The following is a 21,497-nucleotide window of genomic DNA, read 5'->3' as shown; positions in this document are numbered from 1 at the left end:
CATGCACGCAGACATCTCCCGCAGCACCTTCCGGCCGGACCGGCACTACTCGGCTGTGATCGCCCAGCAGGGCCGCGTCCAGCTGGACGCCGACGCCAATGAGCAGACCGCGATCCAGCTGGCCCAGGCTCGTACCACCGCCGCCGATCTGATCGGGCAGCACGGCGGGCCGCGCGGCGCGACCGGCTTCGAGCTCCACTTCCTGGGCGGGAGCCGGGAGTTGGACGATCTGTCCATCGGCGGCGGACGCTATTACGTGGACGGCATCCTGCTGGACGCGACCCGCCCGCAGCCGGGCGTCCCGGTCGTGGAGGACGCGCACAGCTCCGAGGAGGGCGAGAAGGACGAGCCCGCCGACGCGCCCGCGCCGGCCGCGCCGCCGGCCACCTGGACATACTGGGACCAGCCCGACGGCTACCGGGACGCCGAGCGTCCCGGCGACCGGCTGCCCTCCCAGTTCCCGTATCTCGCCTATCTGAAGGTGTGGGAGCGCTCGGTCACGGCTGCCGAGGACCCGCTGCTGCGTGAGGTGGCGCTCGGGTCGGCGATGCCCGACACCGCGGCCCGGCTGAAGGTCGTGTGGCAGGTTCTTCCGCTGCCAGGCTCACAGCTGGAGCTGCCGGACGGGGCGACGAAGGACCAGGTTCGGGCGGCCTTCACGAAGTGGGCCGCCGCGCAGGCGCCGAGCGCGCGGATGGCGGCCCGCAGCGAGCGTCCCGAGCACGCGGACGAGGACCCGTGCCTGGTGAAGCCGGAGGCCCGCTACCGGGGCCAGGAGAACCAGATGTACCGCGTGGAGATCCACGAGGGCGGCGCGGCCAAGGACGCGACCTTCAAGTGGTCGCGGGAGAACGGCTCGGTGACCTTCCCGGTGGACGAACTCGACGGCACCTGGGTGGAATTGGCCTCACTCGGCAGCGACGACAAGCTCGATCTGAACGTCGGTGACTGGGTGGAGTTCGCGGACACCGCCTACCTCAGCCGCAACGAGCCGCTGCCGCTGCTGCGGGTCGAGGAGCTAGACCTGCCGGGACGCCGGGTGCGGCTCTCGGCCGAGCCGGACCCCTCGGTGGGCCGCCGCCCCGAACTCCACCCCTTCCTGCGGCGCTGGGACCACCGCCCGGGCTCCGGGCGCCCGAGCGGCTCCGGGCGTACGAAGCAGGGCGCGGCCAAGCTGCGCCATGGAGCCCTGCGGATCGAGGAGGGCGGCTGGCTGCCGCTGGAGGACGGCGTGTTCGTCTACTTCGAGCCCGGCAAGATCTATCGGACGGGCGACTACTGGAGCGTCGCGGCGCGCACGGCGACGGGCAATGTCGAGTGGCCGACGGATGCGGCTCGCCGGCCGCTGCTCCAGGCCCCGGCGGGCAACCATGTGCACTACGCGCCGCTCGCCTGGGTGCTCGGCGAGGGCTCGGTTGCCGACCTGCGCCAGACCTTCGCCCCGCTGGCGGCGCCCATCCCGGCGGCCGACGCCGAGGCGCTGGCGGCGGAGGCCACGTTCGAGGCGGAGGCAGCGGCTGCGGAGAGCGCGGCGGCGCGCGGTTCGGACCCGGGCACGGCGGGGCAGGACGTCGAAGGACAGCCCGGCCACTGACGTAGTACCTGGAAAGGAGCACCACGATGGCAACGCCTCTGACCGCCTCCCAACTGGTCAAGGTTCTGCGTGACGAAGGGCTTCAGGTCGTCGAGGAGCGGAGCTGGCGCACGCACAACCGCAACCACAAGGGGCCCTGGGGCCCCATGCGCGGCGTGATGATCCATCACACCGTCACCGAGGGCACCCAGAACTCCGTCGACATCTGCTACGACGGCTACTCCAGCCTGCCGGGGCCGCTGTGCCACGGGGTGATTGCCAAGAACGGCACGGTGCACCTGGTCGGCAACGGCCGGGCCAACCACGCCGGACTCGGCGACGACGACGTCCTGCGCGCGGTGACCAACGAGACCGCCCTGCCCTCCGACAACGAGGCCAACACGGACGGCAACCGCTACTTCTACGGCTTCGAGTGCGTCAACCTCGGCAACGGCTCGGACCCGTGGCCTGCGGTGCAGCTGGAGGCGATCGAGAAGGCCGCGGCCGCGATCTGCCGGGCACACGGCTGGACCTACCGCTCGGTGATCGGCCACAAGGAGTGGCAGCCGGGGAAGGTCGACCCGCGCGGGTTCACGATGGACTCCATGAGAGCGCGGATCAAGGCGCGTCTGGGCGGCGGACCGGACGGCCCGCCGAAGCCGCCCGCGCCAAAGCCGCCGGCGACGTTCGAGCCGTTCCCCGGCGCCGCGTTCTTCGCGCCGGGGCGGCGCAGCCCGATCATCACCGCGATGGGCAAGCGGCTGGTGGCCGAGGGCTGCGGGCGGTACGAGGAGGGCCCGAGCCCGGACTGGTCGGAGGCCGACCGGAAGTCGTACGCGGCGTGGCAGCGGAAGCTGGGGTTCTCGGGGAGCGATGCGGATGGGATCCCGGGGAAGGCGAGCTGGGACAAGCTGAAGGTGCCGAACGTCTGACGGGGTTGTGGTTGGGGGGTGTTCCCCTACCCGCCCCTTCCCGTAACCGGGGCTCCGCCCCGGACCCCTTGCGGGGGCTCCGCCCCCGAACCCCCGCGCCTCAATCGCCAGCGAGGCTGAAATTTCCGCCGGTCGGCCTGATTCTTCAGGCCGACCGGCGGAAATTCAGCCTGTCCGGCGATTGAGGACATGCGGCCGAAGGTCGCATACGGGGGGTCTGGGGGCTTGCCCCCAGTTCGGGAAGGGGCGGGGTGGGGAAAAGGCCCCCGGAGGGTGCCGCGGGCGGCCCGCTCCGGACGGGTAACGTTCCGCCCCGCGGGGGGCCACCGCATCCGCCCGCACCGGAGGACCGCATGAGCAAGCCCCCCGCCACCGTCATCGACGCCGACGACCTCCGCGCCGCCCTCCCCATGGCAACCACCGTCACCGCCATCCAGCACGCCCTGCGCGACGGGCTCGACCCCGAGGCCGACCCGGCCAGGTCCGTGGTGCCCGTCGAGCACGGGCAGTTGCTGCTGATGCCCTCGCACTCCCGCCGCTACGCGGGCGTCAAGATCGCCACCGTCGCGCCCGGCAACCCCGCACTCGGACTCCCCCGGATCCAGGGCACCTACCTGCTGCTGGACGCCGAGACGCTCAGCCCGCTCGCCGTGCTGGACGGTGTCGCGCTGACCGCGATCCGTACCGCCGCGGTGTCGGCGGCCGCCGCCGATCTGCTGGCCGTGGCGGAGCCCGAGCGGCTCGTCGTCTTCGGCACGGGCCCGCAGGCGCACAGCCACGTCGAGGCGCTGCGAGCCATTCGCCCAACGCTGCGGCACATCACGGTGGTGGGCCGCGACGAGGACCGGCTCGCCGCCTTCCTCGCGCAGTACGGCGATGCGGGACCGACCGTGGAGGCGGGCGCTCCGGACGCCGCGGCGCGCGCCGATCTGGTGGCCTGCTGCACCACTGCCCGTACTCCCCTCTTCGACGGCTCAACTCTGCCCGCGCACGCGACGGTCGTCGCTGTCGGCTCGCACGAGCCCGAGGCGCGCGAGGTCGACGACACGACGGCGCGGCGGTCGACGGTCGTGGTCGAGGCGCGCGGGGCCGCGCTGCGTGAGGCCGGTGACGTCATCCTCGCCATCGGGGCCGGAGCGCTGGATCCCGATGCCCTGGTGGGACTGGCGGACCTCGTACGCGGCACGGTGAAGGCCGACACCTCCCGGCCCCGGCTCTTCAAGAGCGTCGGCATGGCCTGGGAAGATCTGGTCGTCGCCGGGGTCGCATACGAGTCCCGCCAGGGGCAGGGCAGTTCACTCGGCGGTACGTAACCTCAGCGGCTCGCTGAAGGCTCCGCTCCGTGCCACACCGTGGTGATGTTGCAGAACTCCCGGATTCCGTGACCCGACAACTCCCTGCCGTAGCCGGAGCGCTTGACACCGCCGAACGGCAGCGCGGGATGGGAGGCAGTCATTCCGTTGAAGAAGACTCCGCCCGCCTCAAGGTCGCGGGTGAAGCGGCTCACTTCGGCGTCGTCGCGCGTCCAGACATTGGAACTCAGCCCGAAGGGCGTGTCGTTGGCCAGATTCACCGCCTCGTCGACATCGGCCACGCGGTACACCGTTGCCACCGGACCGAATGCCTCCTCGTGGTGGATACGCATCTCGGGCTTCACGTCGACGAGGACCGTGGGTTCGTAGTACCAGCCCTGGTCGAACTCTTCGGGGCGCTGCGCCCCGCACCGGGCCGTGGCCCCCAGGCGCAGGGCATCGTCGACGAGCTCCTCCAGGTCGGCGCGGCCCTGTTCGGTGGAGAGCGGGCCGATGTCGGTGGAGTCCTGCATCGGATCACCGACGGTCAGCTTCCGCATTCCCGCGGTGAAGCGCTCAAGGAAGTCCTCGTACACATCCGCGTGGACGATGAAGCGCTTGGCCGCGATGCAGGACTGGCCGTTGTTCTGCACGCGGGCGGTCACCGCGGTCTGCGCCGCGCGCTCGATGTCGGCCGACGGCATCACCACGAAGGGGTCGCTGCCGCCGAGTTCCAGCACCGTCTTCTTCACCTCGTCACCGGCGATCGCCGCCACGGACCGGCCGGCCGGCTCACTGCCCGTCAGTGTCGCGGCGGCGACCCTGCGATCGCGCAGAACTCCCTCGACGGCCCCGGATCCGATCAGCAGCGTCTGGAAGCACCCCTCCGGGTAGCCGGCGCGCCGGAACAGCTCCTCCAGGTAGAGAGCGGTCTGGGGCACGTTCGACGCGTGTTTGAGCAGTCCGGCATTGCCCGCCATGAGGGCGGGGGCGGCGAAGCGCACGACCTGCCAGAGGGGGAAATTCCACGGCATGACGGCCAGCACGACGCCCAGCGGGCGGTAGTGGACGCTCGCCCGCGAGGCCCCGGAGTCCCTCACGTCGACGGTCGAGGGCTTCTCGTCGGCCAGGAGCTGCTCGGCGTGGGCGGCGTACCAGCGCATCGCCTTCGCGCACTTGGCCGCCTCCGCACGGGCGGCCGTGATCGGCTTGCCCATCTCGGTGGTCATGGTGCGCGCGATGGAGTGCTGATCCTCCTCCAGCAGGTTCGCGGCACGGTCGAGCAGTTCGGACCGCTCGCCGAATTCCGTGGTGCGGTGCTTTTGGAACGCGGTCACCGCGAGCGCGAGACGCCGCTCGATCTCGTCCGGTCCCAGCGCGTCGAACGTCCTGAGCGTCTCACCGGTCGCGGGATTCACGGTGGCGATGGGCATGGCAGGTCCTCCTCGAACTATCCGCTGCCGCTCTCGAGAAGAAGCTGGACGTCCTTCTCCTGGTCACCCGCTGCCATGCCCTGTGCCTTGACGGCGAAGGCATCGGCCAGCGTCTCGGTCATCCGGTCCACTCCCCAGTAGGTGCCCTGGAGATCCACTCTGACGGGCGCCGTCAATCGCACCGGTCCGGGCTTGGCGTGCGAGGGCGCGACCTCGAAGGTCGACGTCCACACGCTCGTGTGCACGTCCGAAGTGTCGTGGGAGGTGTAGTCGGGTACGTCGTCGTCCGCGCGGTCCGAGGCGAAGGACTGCCTCAGCAGCCGGAAGACGCTGTGTGCGTCCTCCTTGGCGCAGCTGCTGAGCGTCACGACGACAGGTGTCGTGTACTCCTGGGTGCTGTTCACGGTGTTTCCTGCCTCTCGGGATCCAGTGCTGTGCCCTCCGTCGCCGGGCGGGCCCGCTCCACGTAAGGGGTGCGCCTCCTACAGACTCACCCGGTGAGGCACCGTCTGCGACCGGACTCAGCCTGAGGGCTCGTCCGGCACGGGCTGCTCGGGGTGCACCGCGCCACTGCGCGGCTCTCCGCCGCGGCCCGCCCCCGACTCGTCCATGTCCGGAAGGCTCGCGTCGGGATCCCTTTTGTCCTCGTCCGAGTCGTGGCCGCCGACTGTCTCCAGCGGGTCGCCGTCCTCCTGCGCCTGCTGATCGGGCAGGTCGCGGGGCACCTGCGTGCCGTGGTCCTTCTCTGCGTCTGCGGGGTCGTGAGGCCGTCGGTCGGTCATGGGTCCTCCTCCTTGCAGGGCGCGCCCTTCCTGGCCCCGAATGCATCCTCGGACGCCGGGCGGGTACCCGCACTGCGTGCGGCCAACCGGAGGTACGGATGCCGCTTCGCGGCTGTTCCCGCGCTGCGCCGAACGGCTATGCCAGGGCCGTTCCCGGGCCGGCCGGGCGCTGCCGGACCCAGCGGTACAGGACGACGGAGGCCACCGCGGCCAGCGCGCACCAGGTGGAGACGAATTCCAGCCGCCACAGCAGCGCGCACGCCGCGGCACCGAGCCCGACGACCACTCCCAGCAGCCGGAGCACCGGATCCCCGCCGAGCAGGAGTGCGCCGACCGTGGCCAGCAGATAGCCGATGATGATCAGCGGCGAGCGCGGCAGATCCAGGACATAGCCGAGGGTGTGCCCCCGCATTTGTGCCGTCACGGATCTGGTCGCGAGGCTGTACGCGAGGACTGCGGCGGTGGCGGTCCCGACGGCCGCGAGCACCGCGAGCCCGCGCCGGGCGGGCGGCGGCGCGGCGAGGAGTACGCCGAACGGCACCCACACGGGCAGCAGCGGCAGGGCGATGACGGCCCAGGCGACGGTGGCCGGACCCGTGCCACCACCGGAACGCCAGACCACCGACTCGATGATCTGGTGGGCTCCGAGCAGCAACGGCAGCGCGGCGAGCGGCAGATCGCGGAGGTGGCGCACCTGCGCGACGCAGGCCACTCCGATCGCGGCGACGCATGTCCCCGCCGCGAGGTCGGCTGTCGCACTCCAGCACATGGCGTCAAGCTATATCCACCAGGCCGTACGGATCCGTGAACACCATGAGTGCTCGCCGTGACCGGGAGGAAACGCCCGATGTCCAAGCAGTCCAACGGGTCGAACGTCCGAGGTGCTCCGCGCCGCCGACCGTGTCGCGGAAGTCGCCCTGTCGACGCCCCAGGCGCTGACGAATGTGATCGGGTCCCTGCACTCCAGCGGTCTGATCACGCTGATCGACGCCGCCGGGCTCGCCGCGATCATCGGGGCGGCCGAGGACGAGAAGGAGTTCCACGGAGTCGTGCCGCTGGGGGCCGCCGCGGCCATGGAGTTCCTGGCGCCCGCCCGGGGCAGGCTGGTCGCGTCATGCCGGCTGGACGAACAGGCTCTGCGGGAGTTGCGTCCGGTCCTGGTGGGGGCCGCGCTCCGCGCCCGGTTCACCACCGACGCCGAGGTCGTCGACTCGACGGGTGTGCTGGTGTGCCGCGGCAGCTTCGACTGGAGCGTACGACGTACGGCGGGCGCGGTCTGACGACCCGCCCCGGGCCGCTCGGCGCCGCCGGGTCAGGTGTTCTTCGGAGGCTCGTGCAGGCCGAAGGGTGAGCCCTGATCGTCGTGGCAGAGCGTGAACCGGCCGAAGCGGGCGACGCTCACGTCGTCGCTGCCCGCGTCGAAGTCGTCGACCGTGCCGCCCAGTTCATGGACCCGCTCGAGCGCGGCCTTCATGTCGTCGACCCTGAAGAAGAGATACGGGCTCGCGCCCGCGTCGCCGCCGTGCACTCCGCCGGGGACGTTGGGTGTGCCGATCGCATAGCCCCCGCCATCGGTCGGCCCCGGCTCGAAGGTCCAGCCGAACAGGCTGCCGTAGAACGTGCGGGCCGCCTCGAAGTCGCCCACGCCCAGTTCGAAGAAGGAGATCTCACCGGCCATCGCGGGTCCCGCCTTCCGTACGGAGACTGTCCGTCCCACCGTGTGCATCCACGGTACGGCCGCCCCCGCGCCCGTGCACCCGCCCCGCTCACCCCGTCAGGGGCCGGGAGGTGTCCGGCCGGACGGCCGCGAGATAGGCGAGGATCGCGTCGCGGTTGCGCGCCAGACAGTCGATGCGCTGCTGGATCCGGTCCGCCTCGCCCCGCAGCAGCGCGGCGGTTTCCTCAGTCAGGCACTCGGGATGAACATGGATCTCGTCCGGCTCGGTGAGGAAGGGCAGGATCCTGCGGATGATCTCCGTGGTCAGGCCGGAGTCGAGCAGCCCGCGGATCTGCTGGACGCGGTAGACGGCAGACGTGTCGTAGGCGCGGTAACCGTTCTCGGCCCGCTCCGGGTGCAGCAGGTCCTGTTCCTCGTAGTAGCGCAGCATCCTGGTGGGGACGCCGGTCTGCCGGGACAGTTCGCCGATCTTCATGGCTGCCTCCCCTTGCCTTCACACTGATGTGAAGGTCTCACCATGGTCGCATGTCGACCGCACCCACGCCGCCCCCACCCGAGCTGCCCCCAGCCATGCAGCCGGCGCCCGGGCTGCCGCGGTGGGGACTGCTCGCCCTGTTCACCGCGGCCTTCACCGCCGTGATGACCGAACTGCTCCCGGCCGGGCTGCTGCCCCGGATGAGCGAGGACCTGCGGGTGACGCAGGGGCGCGTGGGGTTTCTGGTCACCGGGTACGCGGCCGCCTCGTTCCTCGCCGCGATACCCCTCACCACCGCGCTGCGCGGGCTGCCCCGGCGGCCGGTGCTCGTCGGCGTGCTGCTCGGGTTCGCGCTCTGCAACACGGTCACCGCCCTCTCGTCCTCGTACGCCCTGACCTTCGGGGCCAGGCTGCTGGCCGGCGCGACGGGCGGCCTGCTGTGGGCGATGCTGGCCGGTTACGCGGCCCGGATGGTCCCCGCCGAGCGCCGCGGCCAGGCCATGGCGATCGTCCTGGCCGGGATCACCGTCGCGCTCTGCGCCGGAATTCCGGCCGGAACCGCGCTGGCCGCCGCCCTCGGCTGGCGCGTCGCGTTCGCCTCGCTGGCCGTCCTCTCCGTGGTCCTCGTGGCCTGGGTGCTGCTGAAGGTCCCCCGCTTCCCGGGGGAGCCGGCCGCTGAGCGCCCGCCGCTGCGCCGCATCGCCACGCTGCCCGGGATTCGCTCCGTACTTCTCGTGACCCTGTTCCTGCTGCTTGGCCACCAGACGATGTACACGTACATGTCGCCGCTCGCCGAACGCGCGGGAATCGGCAACGCGGGCCCGGTCCTCCTTGTCTTCGGCGTCGCCACGGTCGCCGGGATCTGGACCGTCGGCGTCCTCGTCGACCGTCACCTCCGGCCGGCCCTGCTGACAGCGCTGGCTCTCATCGCGGCCGCGACACTGCTCATCGGTCTGCTCGGGCAGGCTCCCGCCGCCCTGATCGTCGCGGCAGCTGTGTGGGGCGCGGCCTTCGGCGGGGCGCCCACGCTGCTGCAGACCGCGCTGGTCGACATCTCGGGACCCGCACACGCGGACGTGGCCACCGCCCTGCAGGCCACCGTCTACAACATCGGGATCGCCGCCGGCTCCCTCACCGGTGGAATCGTCCTGGAAGGCGCAGGCGTGGGCGACTTGCCCTGGACGGCACTCCCGCTGATCGCCGCCGCACTGGCCACCACCTGGGCGGCCCGCCGGATAGGCCATCGCGACCGAAGGATCAAGGGCGGCCCTGAGAGTGCAAGGTCACAGCCTTCTCCCCTGCTGCACCTTTGCGCCCGTGACCTAGCATCTGAGCATGACGGTCCTCCCCAATGACGGGTTCTCACTGGCCGCCGAATTCCCGGATGCGACCCACGAGCAGTGGCAGCTGCTGGTGGCCGGCGTGCTGCGCAAGGCAGGCAAGGACGCCCCGGACACGGCGGCCGATGACGTGCTGTCCACGGCCTTGGAGGACGGGCTCGCCACCCGCCCTCTGTACACCGCGGACTCGGCACGCGACGGCGCGGACGGCGCCGGCTATCCGGGCTTCGCCCCCTTCACCAGGGGCGGCAGGCCCGAGGGCGGCGCGGTCTCCGGCTGGGACGTACGCCAGCGCCACGACCGGCCCGATCCGCTGCGGGGAGGCGAGGCGGTGCTCGCGGACCTGGAGAACGGGGTCACCTCGCTCTGGCTGTCCGTCGGCGCGGCCGGAATTCCCCTCTCCGCACTGGCCACCGTCCTGGAGGGCGTCTATCTCGACCTCGCCCCGGTCGTACTCGACGCGGGCGCCGAATTCGACGCCGCCGCACGGGAATTGCTGCGTCTGTACGAGGAGCGGGGAGTCGCCCCCGAGGCCGCGCTCGGCAATCTCGGCGCCGACCCGCTGGGGCACGCCGCTCGCACCGGCCGGTACGAGGACCTCGCCGAGCTCACGGCCACGGCGGCCGAACTCGCCCGGCTGTGCCACGCGACGTACCCCGGGCTGCGGGCACTGACCGTCGACGCGCTGCCGTACCACGAGGCCGGCGCCTCGGCCGCCCAGGAGCTGGGCTGTTCCCTGGCCACCGGTGTCTCACTGCTGCGTGAGCTGACCGCCGCCGGAATGAGCGTCGAAGCGGCCTGCGGCCAGCTGGAGTTCCGGTACGCGGCGACCGCCGACCAGTTCCTCACCATCGCCAAGCTGCGTGCGGCGCGGCGTGTGTGGGCCCGGGTCGCCGAGGCCTGCGGCGCGGACCCGGCCGCCGGCGCCCAGCGCCAGCACGCCGTGACCTCCCCGGTGATGATGAGCCGGCGCGACCCGTGGGTGAACATGCTGCGCACCACGGTCGCCTCCCTCGCCGCCGGCGTCGGCGGGGCCGATGCGGTGACGGTGCTCCCCTTCGACCACGCGCTCGGACTGCCCGACGCCTTCGCCCGCCGTATCGCCCGCAACACCTCGACGATCCTGGTCGAGGAGTCGCATGTGGGCCGCGTCATCGACCCGGCAGGCGGTTCCTGGTACGTGGAGCAGCTGACCGACGAGCTGGCGCAGGCCGCCTGGGCCTGGTTCCAGGAGATCGAGCGTGCCGGGGGCCAGGAGGCAGCGCTGCGCGCCGGTCTGGTGTCGACGCGGATCGGCGCCACCTGGCAGAACCGTACGAAGAACCTCGCCAAGCGGCGCGAACCGGTCACCGGGGTCAGCGAGTTCCCGATCCTCGACCAGCCTCCGGTCGAGCGCGACCCCGCGCCCGCTGCACCCTCCGGCGGACTGCCGAAGGTGCGCCGCGACGAGGCTTTCGAAACCCTGCGGGCCCGCTCCGACGCGCATCTGGCGGCGACCGGCACCCGGCCGCGCGTCTTCCTGGCGGCGCTCGGCCCGGCGGCCGCGCACACCGCACGCGCGTCCTTCGCCGCAAACCTCTTCCAGGCGGGCGGCATCGAACCGGTCCATGACCCGATGTCCGTCGACGCGGCCTCGGTCGCCGAGGCGTTCACCGCAAGTGGGGCGAGCGTGGCGTGCGTCTGCTCCAGTGACACGCTCTACGCCGAGCAGGCCGCGCCGGTGGCCGAGGCGCTGAAGGCGGCCGGTGCCCTGCGGGTGTTCCTCGCGGGCCGTCCCGGTGAGCAGCGTGAGACGTATGTACGGGCCGGAGTCGACGAGTTCGTCGTCGCGGGCGGCGACGCGGTCGCCGTCCTGACCTCCGCGCTGGACCGGATGGGAGTGGCGTGATGAGGATCCCCGACTTCTCAGGTGTCGAACTCGGGACCGGCAGCGCCTCCGGCGTGTCCGGGGACCAGTGGCGCAGCGCCGTCAAGGACGCCACGGGCAAGGGCGCGGGCGATCTGGTGTGGGAGACGCCCGAGGGCATTCCCGTCAAGCCGCTGTACACGGACGAGGATCTGGCCGGGCTGGACTTTCTCGGCACGTATCCGGGCATCGCGCCGTATCTGCGCGGCCCTTACCCGACGATGTACGTCAATCAGCCGTGGACGATCCGTCAGTACGCCGGGTTCTCCACCGCCGAGGAGTCCAACGCCTTCTACCGGCGCAATCTCGCCGCCGGGCAGAAGGGTCTGTCGGTCGCCTTCGACCTGCCGACTCACCGGGGTTACGACAGTGACCATCCCCGGGTGACGGGCGATGTCGGTATGGCCGGTGTCGCCATCGACTCGATCTACGACATGCGGCAGCTCTTCGACGGCATTCCGCTGGACCGCATGAGCGTGTCGATGACGATGAACGGCGCTGTCCTTCCGGTGCTGGCGCTGTACATCGTGGCCGCCGAGGAGCAGGGCGTAGCGCCCGAGAAGCTGGCCGGGACCATTCAGAACGACATCCTCAAGGAGTTCATGGTCCGCAACACCTACATCTATCCGCCGCGGCCCTCGATGCGGATCATCTCGGACATCTTCTCGTACACCTCGCAGAAGATGCCCCGCTACAACTCGATCTCCATCTCCGGCTACCACATCCAGGAGGCCGGTGCGACGGCCGATCTGGAGCTGGCGTACACGCTCGCCGACGGCATGGAGTATCTGCGGGCCGGTATCGGCGCGGGACTCGACGTGGACGCCTTCGCGCCGCGGCTCTCGTTCTTCTGGGCGATCGGCATGAACTTCTTCATGGAGATCGCCAAGCTGCGCGCCGCGCGGCTGCTGTGGGCGAAGCTGGTGAAGACGTTCGACCCGAAGAACCCCAAGTCGCTCTCGCTGCGCACCCATTGCCAGACCTCGGGCTGGTCGCTGACGGCGCAGGACGTGTTCAACAACGTGACCCGCACCTGCGTGGAGGCGATGGCCGCGACTCAGGGGCACACCCAGTCGCTGCACACCAACGCCCTCGACGAGGCGCTGGCCCTGCCGACCGACTTCTCCGCGCGCATCGCCCGCAACACACAGCTGCTGCTCCAGCAGGAGTCGGGGACCTGCAGGGTCATCGACCCCTGGGGCGGCAGCGCGTACATCGAGAAGCTCACCCACGATCTGGCGCGCCGCGCCTGGCAGCACATCGAGGAGGTCGAGGCCGCCGGCGGCATGGCGCAGGCCATCGACGCGGGCATCCCCAAGCTGCGCGTCGAGGAGGCCGCGGCCCGTACGCAGGCCCGTATCGACTCCGGACGCCAGCCCGTGATCGGTGTGAACAAGTACCGCGTCGAGACCGACGAGCAGATCGATGTGCTCAAGGTCGACAACTCCTCGGTGCGCACCCAGCAGATCGAGAAGCTGAGGCGGCTGCGCGCGGAGCGGGACGAGAACGCCTGCCAGGACGCGCTGCGCGCGCTGACCGCGGCCGCCGAGTCGGGTCCGGGCTCCGGCCTGGAGGGCAATCTGCTGGCGCTCGCGGTGAACGCCGCCCGCGCTATGGCGACCGTCGGCGAGATCTCCGACGCCCTGGAGAAGGTGTACGGGCGGCACTCGGGGCAGATCCGTACGATCTCCGGTGTGTACCGGAACGAGGCAGGGACGTCACCCGCAGTGGAGCAGACCCGCACGCTGGTCGAGGAGTTCGAGCAGGCCGAGGGCCGCCGTCCGCGCATCCTGGTCGCCAAGATGGGCCAGGACGGCCATGACCGCGGCCAGAAGGTGATCGCCACGGCCTTTGCCGACCTGGGCTTCGACGTGGATGTCGGCCCGCTGTTCCAGACGCCTGAAGAGGTGGCCCGTCAGGCGGTCGAGGCGGATGTCCACATCGTCGGCGTGTCCTCGCTGGCGGCCGGGCATCTCACCCTCGTACCGGCGCTGAAGGAGCAACTGGCCGCCGAGGGACGGGACGACATCATGATCGTGGTGGGCGGGGTGATTCCGCCCCAGGACATCCAGACGCTGCGCGAGGCCGGAGCCGCCGCGGTCTTCCCGCCGGGCACGGTGATCCCGGACGCGGCGCAGGACCTGGTGAAGACGCTGGGCGCCTCGCTCGGCCACGAGTTGTAGGACCGTGCCCCCGATGCATCCCGTCATCGACATCGCCGGCTATGTCAAAGGCGTGCGTGAGGGGTCGCGGGCGTACATCGCCCGTGCCATCACGCTCGTCGAGTCCACGCGCGCCGATCACCGTGCGCTGGCCCAGAGGTTGCTGACCGAGCTGCTGCCGTACTCCGGTACGGCGCGGCGGGTGGGCGTCAGCGGTGTGCCCGGCGTCGGCAAGTCCACGTTCATCGACGCGCTCGGCACGATGCTCACCGGCCTCGGCCACCGGGTCGCGGTTCTCGCCGTCGATCCGTCGTCGACCCGTACGGGCGGCTCCATCCTGGGCGACAAGACCCGGATGGAACGGCTCGCGGTGGATCCGGCCGCCTTTGTGCGGCCGTCCCCCACCTCGGGCACGCTGGGCGGAGTGGCCAAGGCGACCCGCGAGACCATCATCGTGATGGAGGCCGCCGGCTACGACGTGGTACTCGTGGAGACGGTCGGGGTCGGCCAGTCGGAGACCGCCGTGGCCAACATGGTGGACTCGTTCCTGCTGCTGAGCCTGGCCAGGACCGGTGACCAGCTGCAGGGCATCAAGAAGGGCGTCCTGGAGCTGGCCGACGTGATCGCCGTCAACAAGGCGGACGGCCCGCACGAGCGCGACGCACGCTCCGCCGCCCGTGAACTGGCCGGTGCGCTGAGGCTGATGCACCCCGCCGACGCCGCCTGGACTCCCCCGGTGCTGTCCTGCAGCGCGCGGGAGGGCACCGGGCTCGACACTCTCTGGGAGCGGCTCGAGCAGCACCGGGCGCTGCTGGACTCGACGGGCAGGCTGGCCGCGAAACGCCGCGACCAGCAGATCGACTGGGCCTGGACGATGGTCCACGACGAGTTGCGGGACCGGCTGCGCAGCCATCCCGGCGTGCGCGCGCTCGCACCCGGCCTCGAACAGCAGGTGCGGGACGGGGAGTTGACGGCGACGCTGGCGGCGGAACGAATCCTTCAGGCGTTTCAGCGCCCGAGCTAGCGGCTCCGGGGCGGGCTCGATGCGGCCCCCGCCCCGGAACCGTACGGCTCAGGACGACATCGTGAGCCCGGCCCGGATCTCGCGGGCCGCGGCGACCAGGTGCTCCAGTGAGGTACGGACCTCGGGCCAGCCGCGCGTCTTCAGACCGCAGTCGGGGTTGACCCACAGCCGCTCGGCGGGGATCGCCTCAAGTCCCTTCCGAAGCAGCGCGGTTGCCTCCTCAGCGCTCGGTACACGCGGTGAGTGGATGTCGTAGACACCGGGCCCCACCTCGCGCGGATATCCGGCCGTGGCGAGTTCGCCGGCCACCTGCATGTGGGAGCGGGCTGCCTCCAGGCTGATGACATCGGCGTCGAGATCGTCGATCGCCCGGAGGATGTCACCGAACTCGGCGTAGCACATGTGCGTATGGATCTGGGTGTCCGGACGGACGCCGCCGGTGGTCAGCCGGAAGGCCTCCGTCGCCCAGGCCAGATAGGCCTCGTGGCCGTCGCCGCGCAGCGGCAGCGTCTCGCGCAGCGCGGGCTCGTCCACCTGGATCACCGAACTGCCCGCCGCCTCAAGGTCGTTCACCTCGTCGCGCAGGGCGAGGGCGACCTGGCGTGCGGTCTGGGCGAGCGGCTGGTCGTCGCGTACGAAGGACCAGGCGAGCATGGTGACAGGGCCGGTGAGCATGCCCTTGACGGGGCGGTCGGTGAGCGACTGGGCGTAGCGGGTCCAGCGGACCGTCATCGGATCGGGGCGGGAGACGTCACCTGCCAGGATCGGCGGCCGGACATAGCGGGTGCCGTACGACTGGACCCAGCCGTGCTGCGTCGCGAGATAGCCGCTGAGCTGTTCGGCGAAGTACTGGACCATGTCGTTGCGTTCGGGCTCGCCGTGTACGAGCACGTCGATGCCGGTCTTCTCCTGGAAGGAGACGACCTCGCGGATCTCGGCCTCGATGCGCTCCTCGTACCCCTGGGTGTCGATGCGCCCGGCCCGCAGGTCGGCCCGTGCGGTGCGCAGTTCGACGGTCTGCGGGAACGAGCCGATCGTGGTCGTGGGCAGCAGGGGAAGGCGCAGACGTGCGCGCTGGGCCGCGGCGCGCTGCGCGTAAGGGAGGCTGCGCCGGGTGTCCGCCGCGGTGACGGCCGCGCTGCGGGCGCGGACGGCGGGGTCGCGGGTGAGCGCGGAGGTGGCGCGGGAGAGCAGGTCGGCCCGGTTGGCGGCGAGCCTGGCGGCGATGGCGTCGGTGCCCTCGGTCAGCCCACGGGCCAGCGTGACGACCTCGGCCGTCTTCTGGCGGGCGAAGGCGAGCCAGCGGGCGACCTGCGTGTCGACATCGCGTTCCGCGGCGGCGTCGAGCGGCACATGCAGCAGGGAGCAGGACGGCGCGACATCCACTTCGCCGGCCAGCCCGAGCAGGGTGGCGAGGGTGGCGGCCGACTTCCCGAGGTCGTTGATCCATACGTTGCGACCGTCGACGACTCCGGCGACGAGCCGCTTGCCGGGCAGTCCGCCGACGGCCGCGAGGTCGCGGAGGTTGGCGTGGGCGGCGCCGGTGAAGTCGAGGGCCAGCCCGTCGACTGGGGCCTTGGCCAGGACGGGGAGTGCGTCGCCGAGCCGGTCGAAGTAGGAGGCGATCAGCAGCTTCGGCCGGCCGGTTAGCCCTCCGAGCTCGCGGTAGGCGCGGCCCGCGGCGCTGAGCACGGCGGGCGGCTGGTCCTGGACCAGTGCCGGTTCGTCGAGCTGGACCCACTGGGCGCCCGCGGCCCGCAGCTCGCGGAGCACCTCGGCGTACACCGGCAGCAGCCGGTCCAGCAGGGTGAGCGGCTGGAAGTCGGAAGCAACTCCGGGCGCGGGCTTGGCGAGCAGCAGATAGGTGATCGGCCCGAGGAGCACCGGGCGGGCCGTGAGCCCGAGCGCGAGCGCTTCCTTCAGCTCGGCGACCTGCTTGCCACAGTTGGCGGCGAAGGCGGCGTCGGGGCCGAGTTCGGGGACGAGGTAGTGGTAGTTGGTGTCGAACCACTTGGTCATTTCCAGGGGCGCGACATCCTGGGTTCCGCGGGCCATGGCGAAGTAGCCGTCGAGCGCGTCGGCGTCGACGGCCGCCCGGTGACGTGCGGGAATGGCGCCGACCATCACGCTGGTGTCCAGGACATGGTCGTAGTACGAGAAGTCTCCGGTGGGGACTTCGTGGATACCGGCGCCCGCGAGCTGCTGCCAGGTGGCCCGGCGCAGCCGGGCGGCCGTCTCCTTCAGGGCATCGGCGTCGACGCGGCCCTTCCAGTAGCGCTCGACGGCCTTCTTCAGCTCCCGGTTCGGGCCCTGGCGGGGGTAGCCGTGGACGGTGGCCCTGGATCCTGCGGCGGTGGATGTGCTGGTCACGGAACTCTCCTTCGCGAGTACTCGTCCATGACCTCGGACAGCTCGTGGGACGCGAAGGAGGGCAGACACAGCCGTCTGCCCATGCCGCCGACCCGCCCACGAGGTCACCGAGATCTCCGCGCGCGTTCGCGCACGGGCAGTGGCAGGTCTTCGGACTCATGGGCACGCCCGCGCGTACGGGGTTTGCGTACGCAGGCACCTACTGGCCGTCGCTTCCCGGATCCGCTGCCGGATCCAGTGCGTATGACGGCGGTCGTTCCCACTCACCGCTGCGGGGCAGTTCCGGATTCCCACCGGATTCCCTCTTGCGACGCGCCTGCCTGGAGGACAGGGCGAACCAGCTGCACGATCACCCTAGGTGCGTCATTGACATGTGACCAAACGGTCACCTATTTTGGATGGCATGGACGAAGTGTTCAAGGCACTGGCCGACCCGACGCGGCGCAGCCTCCTCGACGAGCTCTTCCGCCAGGACGGGCAGACGCTCAGCGCGCTCGAGGCCCGCTTCGACATCAGCCGCTTCGGCGTCATGAAGCACCTCAAGCAGCTCGAGGAAGCCGGCCTGATCGTCACCAGGCGCCGCGGCCGGGAAAAGCTCCACTTCCTGAACCCCGTCCCTATCCGGCTCGTCCACGACCGGTGGGTGAGCAAGTACGCGGAACCCTGGGCGGCCGCACTCAGCGGCCTCAAGAGCCGACTGGAGAGCCCCATGGAAAAGGTCTTCGAGATTTACATCCGCACCACCCCTGAGCGCCTCTGGGAGGCGATCACCGACCCCGAGATCCGGAGCAAGTACAACTTCGGCATGCGGGTCACCTCCGACTGGCAGCCCGGCGGGCGCTTCGAGATGAGCTCCCCCAAGGCCGACGGCCTGCTCGGCGAGGGCGAGATCCTCGAAATCGATCCACCGCGCAAGCTCGTCCAGAGCATGGTCGCGCTCTGGAGCGACGAGGCGAAAGCCGAAGGCACGTCGAGGGTCACCTGGGACATCGAGCCCGTCGGCGACTCCTGCCGGCTCACCGTCACGCACGACCAGCTGCGCGAGGGTGCGAACGAGGAGCTGTACGGCGGTTGGCCGATGATCCTCTCCGGCCTCAAGACCTGGCTGGAGACCGGCGAGCTGCTGACCACGCCGGGCTCACTGATGTACACCTGATCAGGCCCGGCGACCCGCTTTTCCGGTACGGCAGTGCGCGGTGGGACCCGTACCGGAAAAGCGCCGGGTCACCTCAGTGGCCGCCGGACTGCCCGACGCGCAGGCCGGATCCCACCACGCGCGCCTTGATGCCGTCGCGCTCCACCGTGATGTGCTGGAGCCGCAACTCCTTCAGGGAGCGGGGCAGTTCGAAGGAGAGTGACAGCCTCTCGGACAGCTCCGGGGGCTTGAGGGCGAGCATTGCCCCGACCAGACCGGGATCGATGCCGACCTTCCTCAGCAGCTGCGGATGCTCCAGTACGACATCGACGAGATTGACCTTCATCAGCCGCTCGATGAACTTCGGCGCGCTGGTGAGCCGGTGGAGTTCCTCCTCGCTCCGCAGCGCCCGGCGCACATACTCCCTGGGCACTCCGAGCCGGTCCACGATCGCGGGCACGGCAAGCAGCGCCTTCAGCCGGGCGCCCTCGCCGCTGATCCGCTCGGCGGCCTCGCGATGCAGCCGCAGGCCGGAGTGATCCGGATCCTTGCCGGGCCGGTAGGTGGCCACCCGGGGAATGTCGAGCTGCATGCCGTCCAGGGTGGTGGTGAGGGAGCGCTCGTTGTCACGCTGTATGTGCGCCTGGGCCTGCACGCGCAGATCCTGTCCGGCGACGGCGAGTTCGCCGTTCACCCGGACCGCGTCCGCGCCGCTGCCGGTGAACTTCAGCTGTGAGGCGCCCAGTTCACGGTTCAGATCGTCGAAGGAGAGCAGCACCTCGCCGTCCAGATCGCCGATGACGGCGCCCTTGATCGAGGTCGGGGCATCTCCGACGATGCGTACGTCCTTGGCGGTGGCCCGCACCTCGGCAAGCGAGACGCGATCGGCCGAGACGTCGGGCACGGTGACATCGACGCGGTCGATCCGCTCGTCGAGCAGCTGGGTGAGAAAGGGAAAACCGTGGATGTCCACGTCGGGCCTGGTGGCGAGCCCGAGTGACTTCTGGAGCTGGTCCGCCGCCCTGCTCTGCGCGTAGTACTCCGCGAGCCGGTCGGTGAGCAGCAGACACAGGGTGCACAGGACGGCCGCTGCGGTCAGCTTCACCACCGCGGGCAGCGCCGCGAACCGGCTCTTGCCACGGTGATTGGGCGGTGTCCAGTCGTCGTCGTCCGGGTCGGAGGTGAGCCCGAGCTCCAGAGGGTCCTTCGGGTCGTAGACGCTGAAGTCGGGCTCGGGGTCCGCCAGTTGAGCGAGTTCTTCGTACGGATTTCGTGGATGCGCTGATATGCGTGTGGGGGGTCGCATCGCCTTATCCCACCATGTCGGCCACCCTCGAACGCAAATCCTGCTACCGATGGGTAGGGATTTGAGCCAAATATCGGCGACTCTGCTGCGCAGACGCCGTGGCGCGCGTCACCGTGCCCACGGCTTCGCGCGCTCATTAGGCTGAGGACATGGTCACCTCGCACGTCCTCACATGGGAAGTCACCGGGAGCCAGGGGTACGAGACCTCATGGATCGAGCTCCGGGGCACGACGCTCCAGGCCCGCGGGCGTGCGGTCGGAACCCGGCCGGAGGTCTACTGGATCTCGTACGAGCTCGACACCGACGAGGACTTCGTGACCCGTGAGCTGCATGTGCGCGCCGCGACGGCCCACGGTTCGCACGAGCTGCGCCTGCTGCACGACGGCTCCGGCCGGTGGACGGCCGGCGGAAAGCAGCTGCCCGAGATGGACGGCGCGCTCGACTGCGATCTGGGGCTGTGTCCGCTCACCAACACCATGCCGGTGCTGCGGCACGGGCTCCACCTGGCGCCGGGCGAGCGGACGTTCCTGATGGCCTGGGTCTCGGTGCCCGATCTGGCCGTGCACGCCTCTCGGCAGACGTACACCCATCTCGGGCGGACCGACGCCGGTGCGCTCGTCCGCTTCGCTTCGGGCGACTTCCGCAGCGATGTGGAGTTCGACGCGGAAGGGCTCGTGGTCGACTATCCAGGTCTGGCCCACCGCATGTCGGCCAAGTCCTGAGTGAAGGTGGTGGAGGTATGAGGCTCACGATCCTCGGCGGCGGGGGCTTCCGCCTGCCGCTCGTGTACGGCGCCCTGCTCGCCGACCACGCTGAGGGCCGTATCACCCAGGTCGTCCTCCACGACGTGGACGCAGCTCGGCTGACCGCGATCGCACGGGTCCTCGCCGACCAGGCCGAATCAGTGCCCGACGCGCCGCGGATCACCGTCACCACCGACCTCGACGAGGCGCTGCGCGGCGCGGACTTCGTCTTCTCCGCCATCCGTGTCGGCGGCCTGGAGGGCCGAGCGGCCGACGAGCGGATCGCCCTGGCCGAGGACGTCCTGGGCCAGGAGACGGTGGGCGCGGGCGGTATCGCGTACGGACTGCGCACCGTTCCGGTCGCCGGCGACATCGCACTCCGGGTCGCCCGGCTCGCCCCCGACGCCTGGGTCATCAACTTCACCAACCCGGCCGGTCTTGTCACCGAGGCCATGGCCCGCCACCTCGGCGACCGTGTCATCGGAATCTGCGACTCGCCCGTGGGACTCGGCCGCCGGGTCGCCCATGCCCTGGGCGCGGACCCCGCGACGGTTTCGCCCGACTACGCCGGGCTCAACCATCTGGGCTGGCTGCGCGGCCTGCGCGTCGACGGCCGCGACGAGCTCCCCCGGCTGCTCGCCGACGCCGAGCTGCTCGGCTCCTTCGAGGAAGGCAGACTCTTCGGCGCGGACTGGCTCCAGTCGCTGGGCGCGATCCCCAACGAATATCTGCACTACTACTACTTCAACCGCGAGGCGGTACGCGCCTATCAGAAGGCCGAACAGACCCGCGGCGCCTTCCTCCAGGAGCAACAGGCCACGTTCTACGCGGAGATGGAGCGGCCCGACACCCAGGCGCTCGCGACCTGGGACCGCACCCGCGCCGAGCGCGAGGCCACGTACATGGCGCACAACCGCGAGGCCGCGGGTGCGGGTGAGCGCGACGCGAGCGACCTGGAGTCCGGCGGCTACGAGAAGGTCGCCCTCGCGCTGATGCGGGCCATCGCCCACGACCAGCGGACCACGCTTATCCTCAACGTCCGTAACCGCGCCACCCTTTCGGTGCTGGACGAGGCGGCGGTGGTCGAAGTGCCGTGCTCCGTCGACGCGAACGGCGCGCATCCCCTCCCCGTGTCCCCGCTGCCGCTCCACGCCACCGGTCTGGTCTGCGCCGTCAAGGCCGTCGAACGCGAAGTGCTCGCCGCGGCCGACAGTGGCTCGCGCGCGACCGCCGTGAAGGCCTTCGCGCTGCACCCGCTCGTCGATTCCGTGACCGTCGCCCGCCGACTCGTCGACGGCTACACCAGCGTCCATCGCTCGCTCGCCTATCTGAGGTAGGAGCCGCCA

At 70.8% G+C, this 21,497-nt stretch carries 19 protein-coding genes and 1 riboswitch; of the genes, 11 read left to right on the top strand and 8 right to left on the bottom strand.

The genetic code is table 11. The features are described from left to right. The first annotated feature begins 1 nt into the window (after window position 1). From OHA61_RS35330 to OHA61_RS35320, 3 genes are all read left to right on the top strand, one after another. Complete coding sequence (locus tag OHA61_RS35330; RefSeq protein WP_406306447.1) at window positions 2-1,594, top strand: DUF6519 domain-containing protein; 1,593 nt, start codon at window positions 2-4, stop codon at window positions 1,592-1,594. A 26-nt stretch (window positions 1,595-1,620) separates the two neighbouring features. After that, the gene (locus tag OHA61_RS35325; RefSeq protein WP_406306446.1) at window positions 1,621-2,505 is read left to right on the top strand and encodes a peptidoglycan-binding protein; all 885 of its coding nucleotides are present in this window, start codon (window positions 1,621-1,623) and stop codon (window positions 2,503-2,505) included. 353 nt (window positions 2,506-2,858) lie between these two features. Then, entirely contained in the window at window positions 2,859-3,818 is a 960-nt protein-coding gene (locus OHA61_RS35320) for an ornithine cyclodeaminase family protein (RefSeq protein WP_406306445.1), read from the top strand. A 2-nt stretch (window positions 3,819-3,820) separates the two neighbouring features. Here the strand turns inward: OHA61_RS35320 and OHA61_RS35315 are convergent, their stop codons facing one another. The 4 genes from OHA61_RS35315 to OHA61_RS35300 form a co-directional block, all read right to left on the bottom strand. Continuing rightward, entirely contained in the window at window positions 3,821-5,230 is a 1,410-nt protein-coding gene (locus OHA61_RS35315; protein ID WP_406306444.1) for an NADP-dependent succinic semialdehyde dehydrogenase, read from the bottom strand. A gap of 17 nt (window positions 5,231-5,247) precedes the next feature. After that, complete coding sequence (locus OHA61_RS35310; RefSeq protein ID WP_361911892.1) at window positions 5,248-5,634, bottom strand: hypothetical protein; 387 nt, start codon at window positions 5,632-5,634, stop codon at window positions 5,248-5,250. A gap of 117 nt (window positions 5,635-5,751) precedes the next feature. Next, on the bottom strand, window positions 5,752-6,012 hold the full coding sequence (locus OHA61_RS35305; RefSeq protein WP_406306443.1) for a hypothetical protein: 261 nt from the start codon (window positions 6,010-6,012) through the stop codon (window positions 5,752-5,754). Window positions 6,013-6,148: 136 nt separating this feature from the next. Then, window positions 6,149-6,781, bottom strand: coding sequence for a DUF6629 family protein (locus OHA61_RS35300; protein ID WP_389369139.1), 633 nt, complete (start codon window positions 6,779-6,781; stop codon window positions 6,149-6,151). A 112-nt stretch (window positions 6,782-6,893) separates the two neighbouring features. On the opposite strand from OHA61_RS35300, the gene OHA61_RS35295 reads away from it, so the two are divergent. Next, window positions 6,894-7,292 (top strand): DUF4442 domain-containing protein, encoded by a 399-nt coding sequence (locus OHA61_RS35295; protein WP_406306442.1) that lies wholly within the window; start codon window positions 6,894-6,896, stop codon window positions 7,290-7,292. A 32-nt stretch (window positions 7,293-7,324) separates the two neighbouring features. Here OHA61_RS35295 and OHA61_RS35290 read toward each other — a convergent pair whose 3' ends face one another. Beyond that, window positions 7,325-7,690, bottom strand: a complete 366-nt coding sequence (locus OHA61_RS35290) for a VOC family protein (protein ID WP_406307586.1) — start codon at window positions 7,688-7,690, stop codon at window positions 7,325-7,327. A gap of 88 nt (window positions 7,691-7,778) precedes the next feature. After that, entirely contained in the window at window positions 7,779-8,165 is a 387-nt protein-coding gene (locus OHA61_RS35285; protein WP_361903830.1) for a MerR family transcriptional regulator, read from the bottom strand. A 50-nt stretch (window positions 8,166-8,215) separates the two neighbouring features. Between OHA61_RS35285 and OHA61_RS35280 the strand changes: the two genes are divergently transcribed. The 4 genes from OHA61_RS35280 to meaB are packed head-to-tail and all read left to right on the top strand — an operon-like array spanning window position 8,216 to window position 14,597. Next, complete coding sequence (locus tag OHA61_RS35280; RefSeq protein WP_406306441.1) at window positions 8,216-9,520, top strand: MFS transporter; 1,305 nt, start codon at window positions 8,216-8,218, stop codon at window positions 9,518-9,520. Further along, window positions 9,501-11,393: a methylmalonyl-CoA mutase family protein gene (locus OHA61_RS35275; RefSeq protein WP_406306440.1), complete on the top strand. Its 1,893-nt coding sequence runs from the start codon at window positions 9,501-9,503 to the stop codon at window positions 11,391-11,393. The genes OHA61_RS35280 and OHA61_RS35275 overlap by 20 nt, the downstream gene beginning before the upstream one ends. Beyond that, entirely contained in the window at window positions 11,393-13,594 is a 2,202-nt protein-coding gene (gene scpA, locus OHA61_RS35270) for a methylmalonyl-CoA mutase (protein ID WP_406306439.1), read from the top strand. Before OHA61_RS35275 ends, scpA begins: the two co-directional genes overlap by 1 nt. Window positions 13,595-13,607: 13 nt before the next feature. Next, window positions 13,608-14,597, top strand: a complete 990-nt coding sequence (gene meaB, locus OHA61_RS35265; RefSeq protein ID WP_406306438.1) for a methylmalonyl Co-A mutase-associated GTPase MeaB — start codon at window positions 13,608-13,610, stop codon at window positions 14,595-14,597. Window positions 14,598-14,645: 48 nt separating this feature from the next. Here meaB and metE read toward each other — a convergent pair whose 3' ends face one another. Continuing rightward, a complete protein-coding gene (gene metE, locus OHA61_RS35260) occupies window positions 14,646-16,967 on the bottom strand; it encodes a 5-methyltetrahydropteroyltriglutamate--homocysteine S-methyltransferase (protein WP_406306437.1) in 2,322 nt (773 codons plus the stop codon). Window positions 16,968-17,090: 123 nt separating this feature from the next. Next, a riboswitch (cobalamin riboswitch) is annotated at window positions 17,091-17,324 on the bottom strand. Window positions 17,325-17,370: 46 nt separating this feature from the next. Here metE and OHA61_RS35255 point away from each other — a divergent pair. After that, a complete protein-coding gene (locus OHA61_RS35255) occupies window positions 17,371-18,123 on the top strand; it encodes an ArsR/SmtB family transcription factor (protein WP_389369128.1) in 753 nt (250 codons plus the stop codon). 73 nt (window positions 18,124-18,196) lie between these two features. Here the strand turns inward: OHA61_RS35255 and OHA61_RS35250 are convergent, their stop codons facing one another. Beyond that, complete coding sequence (locus OHA61_RS35250; protein WP_406306436.1) at window positions 18,197-19,408, bottom strand: DUF2993 domain-containing protein; 1,212 nt, start codon at window positions 19,406-19,408, stop codon at window positions 18,197-18,199. 149 nt (window positions 19,409-19,557) lie between these two features. Here OHA61_RS35250 and OHA61_RS35245 point away from each other — a divergent pair, with 149 nt between their 5' ends. Together OHA61_RS35245 and OHA61_RS35240 are read left to right on the top strand one after the other, a co-directional pair. Then, complete coding sequence (locus OHA61_RS35245) at window positions 19,558-20,130, top strand: putative glycolipid-binding domain-containing protein (protein WP_406306435.1); 573 nt, start codon at window positions 19,558-19,560, stop codon at window positions 20,128-20,130. Between the two features lie 17 nt (window positions 20,131-20,147). Continuing rightward, a complete protein-coding gene (locus tag OHA61_RS35240; RefSeq protein ID WP_406306434.1) occupies window positions 20,148-21,488 on the top strand; it encodes a 6-phospho-beta-glucosidase in 1,341 nt (446 codons plus the stop codon). Window positions 21,489-21,497: the final 9 nt, after the last annotated feature.

The sequence above is a fragment of the Streptomyces sp. NBC_00885 genome (genome assembly GCF_045207475.1).
Lineage (GTDB): Bacteria > Actinomycetota > Actinomycetes > Streptomycetales > Streptomycetaceae > Streptomyces.
The sequence above is the reverse complement of the archived record's forward strand: the minus strand, read 5'-3'. Positions and strand labels throughout refer to the sequence as shown.

Coding starts and splice junctions, on each gene's coding strand:
- OHA61_RS35255 (WP_389369128.1), top strand. CDS start 17,371: ATGGACGAAGTGTTCAAGGCACTGGCCGACCCGACGCGGCGCAGCCTC.
- meaB (WP_406306438.1), top strand. CDS start 13,608: ATGCATCCCGTCATCGACATCGCCGGCTATGTCAAAGGCGTGCGTGAG.
- OHA61_RS35245 (WP_406306435.1), top strand. CDS start 19,558: ATGGTCACCTCGCACGTCCTCACATGGGAAGTCACCGGGAGCCAGGGG.
- OHA61_RS35285 (WP_361903830.1), bottom strand. CDS start 8,165: ATGAAGATCGGCGAACTGTCCCGGCAGACCGGCGTCCCCACCAGGATG.
- OHA61_RS35320 (WP_406306445.1), top strand. CDS start 2,859: ATGAGCAAGCCCCCCGCCACCGTCATCGACGCCGACGACCTCCGCGCC.
- OHA61_RS35280 (WP_406306441.1), top strand. CDS start 8,216: ATGTCGACCGCACCCACGCCGCCCCCACCCGAGCTGCCCCCAGCCATG.
- OHA61_RS35315 (WP_406306444.1), bottom strand. CDS start 5,230: ATGCCCATCGCCACCGTGAATCCCGCGACCGGTGAGACGCTCAGGACG.
- OHA61_RS35275 (WP_406306440.1), top strand. CDS start 9,501: ATGACGGTCCTCCCCAATGACGGGTTCTCACTGGCCGCCGAATTCCCG.
- OHA61_RS35305 (WP_406306443.1), bottom strand. CDS start 6,012: ATGACCGACCGACGGCCTCACGACCCCGCAGACGCAGAGAAGGACCAC.
- OHA61_RS35250 (WP_406306436.1), bottom strand. CDS start 19,408: ATGCGACCCCCCACACGCATATCAGCGCATCCACGAAATCCGTACGAA.
- OHA61_RS35290 (WP_406307586.1), bottom strand. CDS start 7,690: ATGGCCGGTGAGATCTCCTTCTTCGAACTGGGCGTGGGCGACTTCGAG.
- scpA (WP_406306439.1), top strand. CDS start 11,393: ATGAGGATCCCCGACTTCTCAGGTGTCGAACTCGGGACCGGCAGCGCC.
- OHA61_RS35240 (WP_406306434.1), top strand. CDS start 20,148: ATGAGGCTCACGATCCTCGGCGGCGGGGGCTTCCGCCTGCCGCTCGTG.
- OHA61_RS35300 (WP_389369139.1), bottom strand. CDS start 6,781: ATGTGCTGGAGTGCGACAGCCGACCTCGCGGCGGGGACATGCGTCGCC.
- OHA61_RS35325 (WP_406306446.1), top strand. CDS start 1,621: ATGGCAACGCCTCTGACCGCCTCCCAACTGGTCAAGGTTCTGCGTGAC.
- OHA61_RS35330 (WP_406306447.1), top strand. CDS start 2: ATGCACGCAGACATCTCCCGCAGCACCTTCCGGCCGGACCGGCACTAC.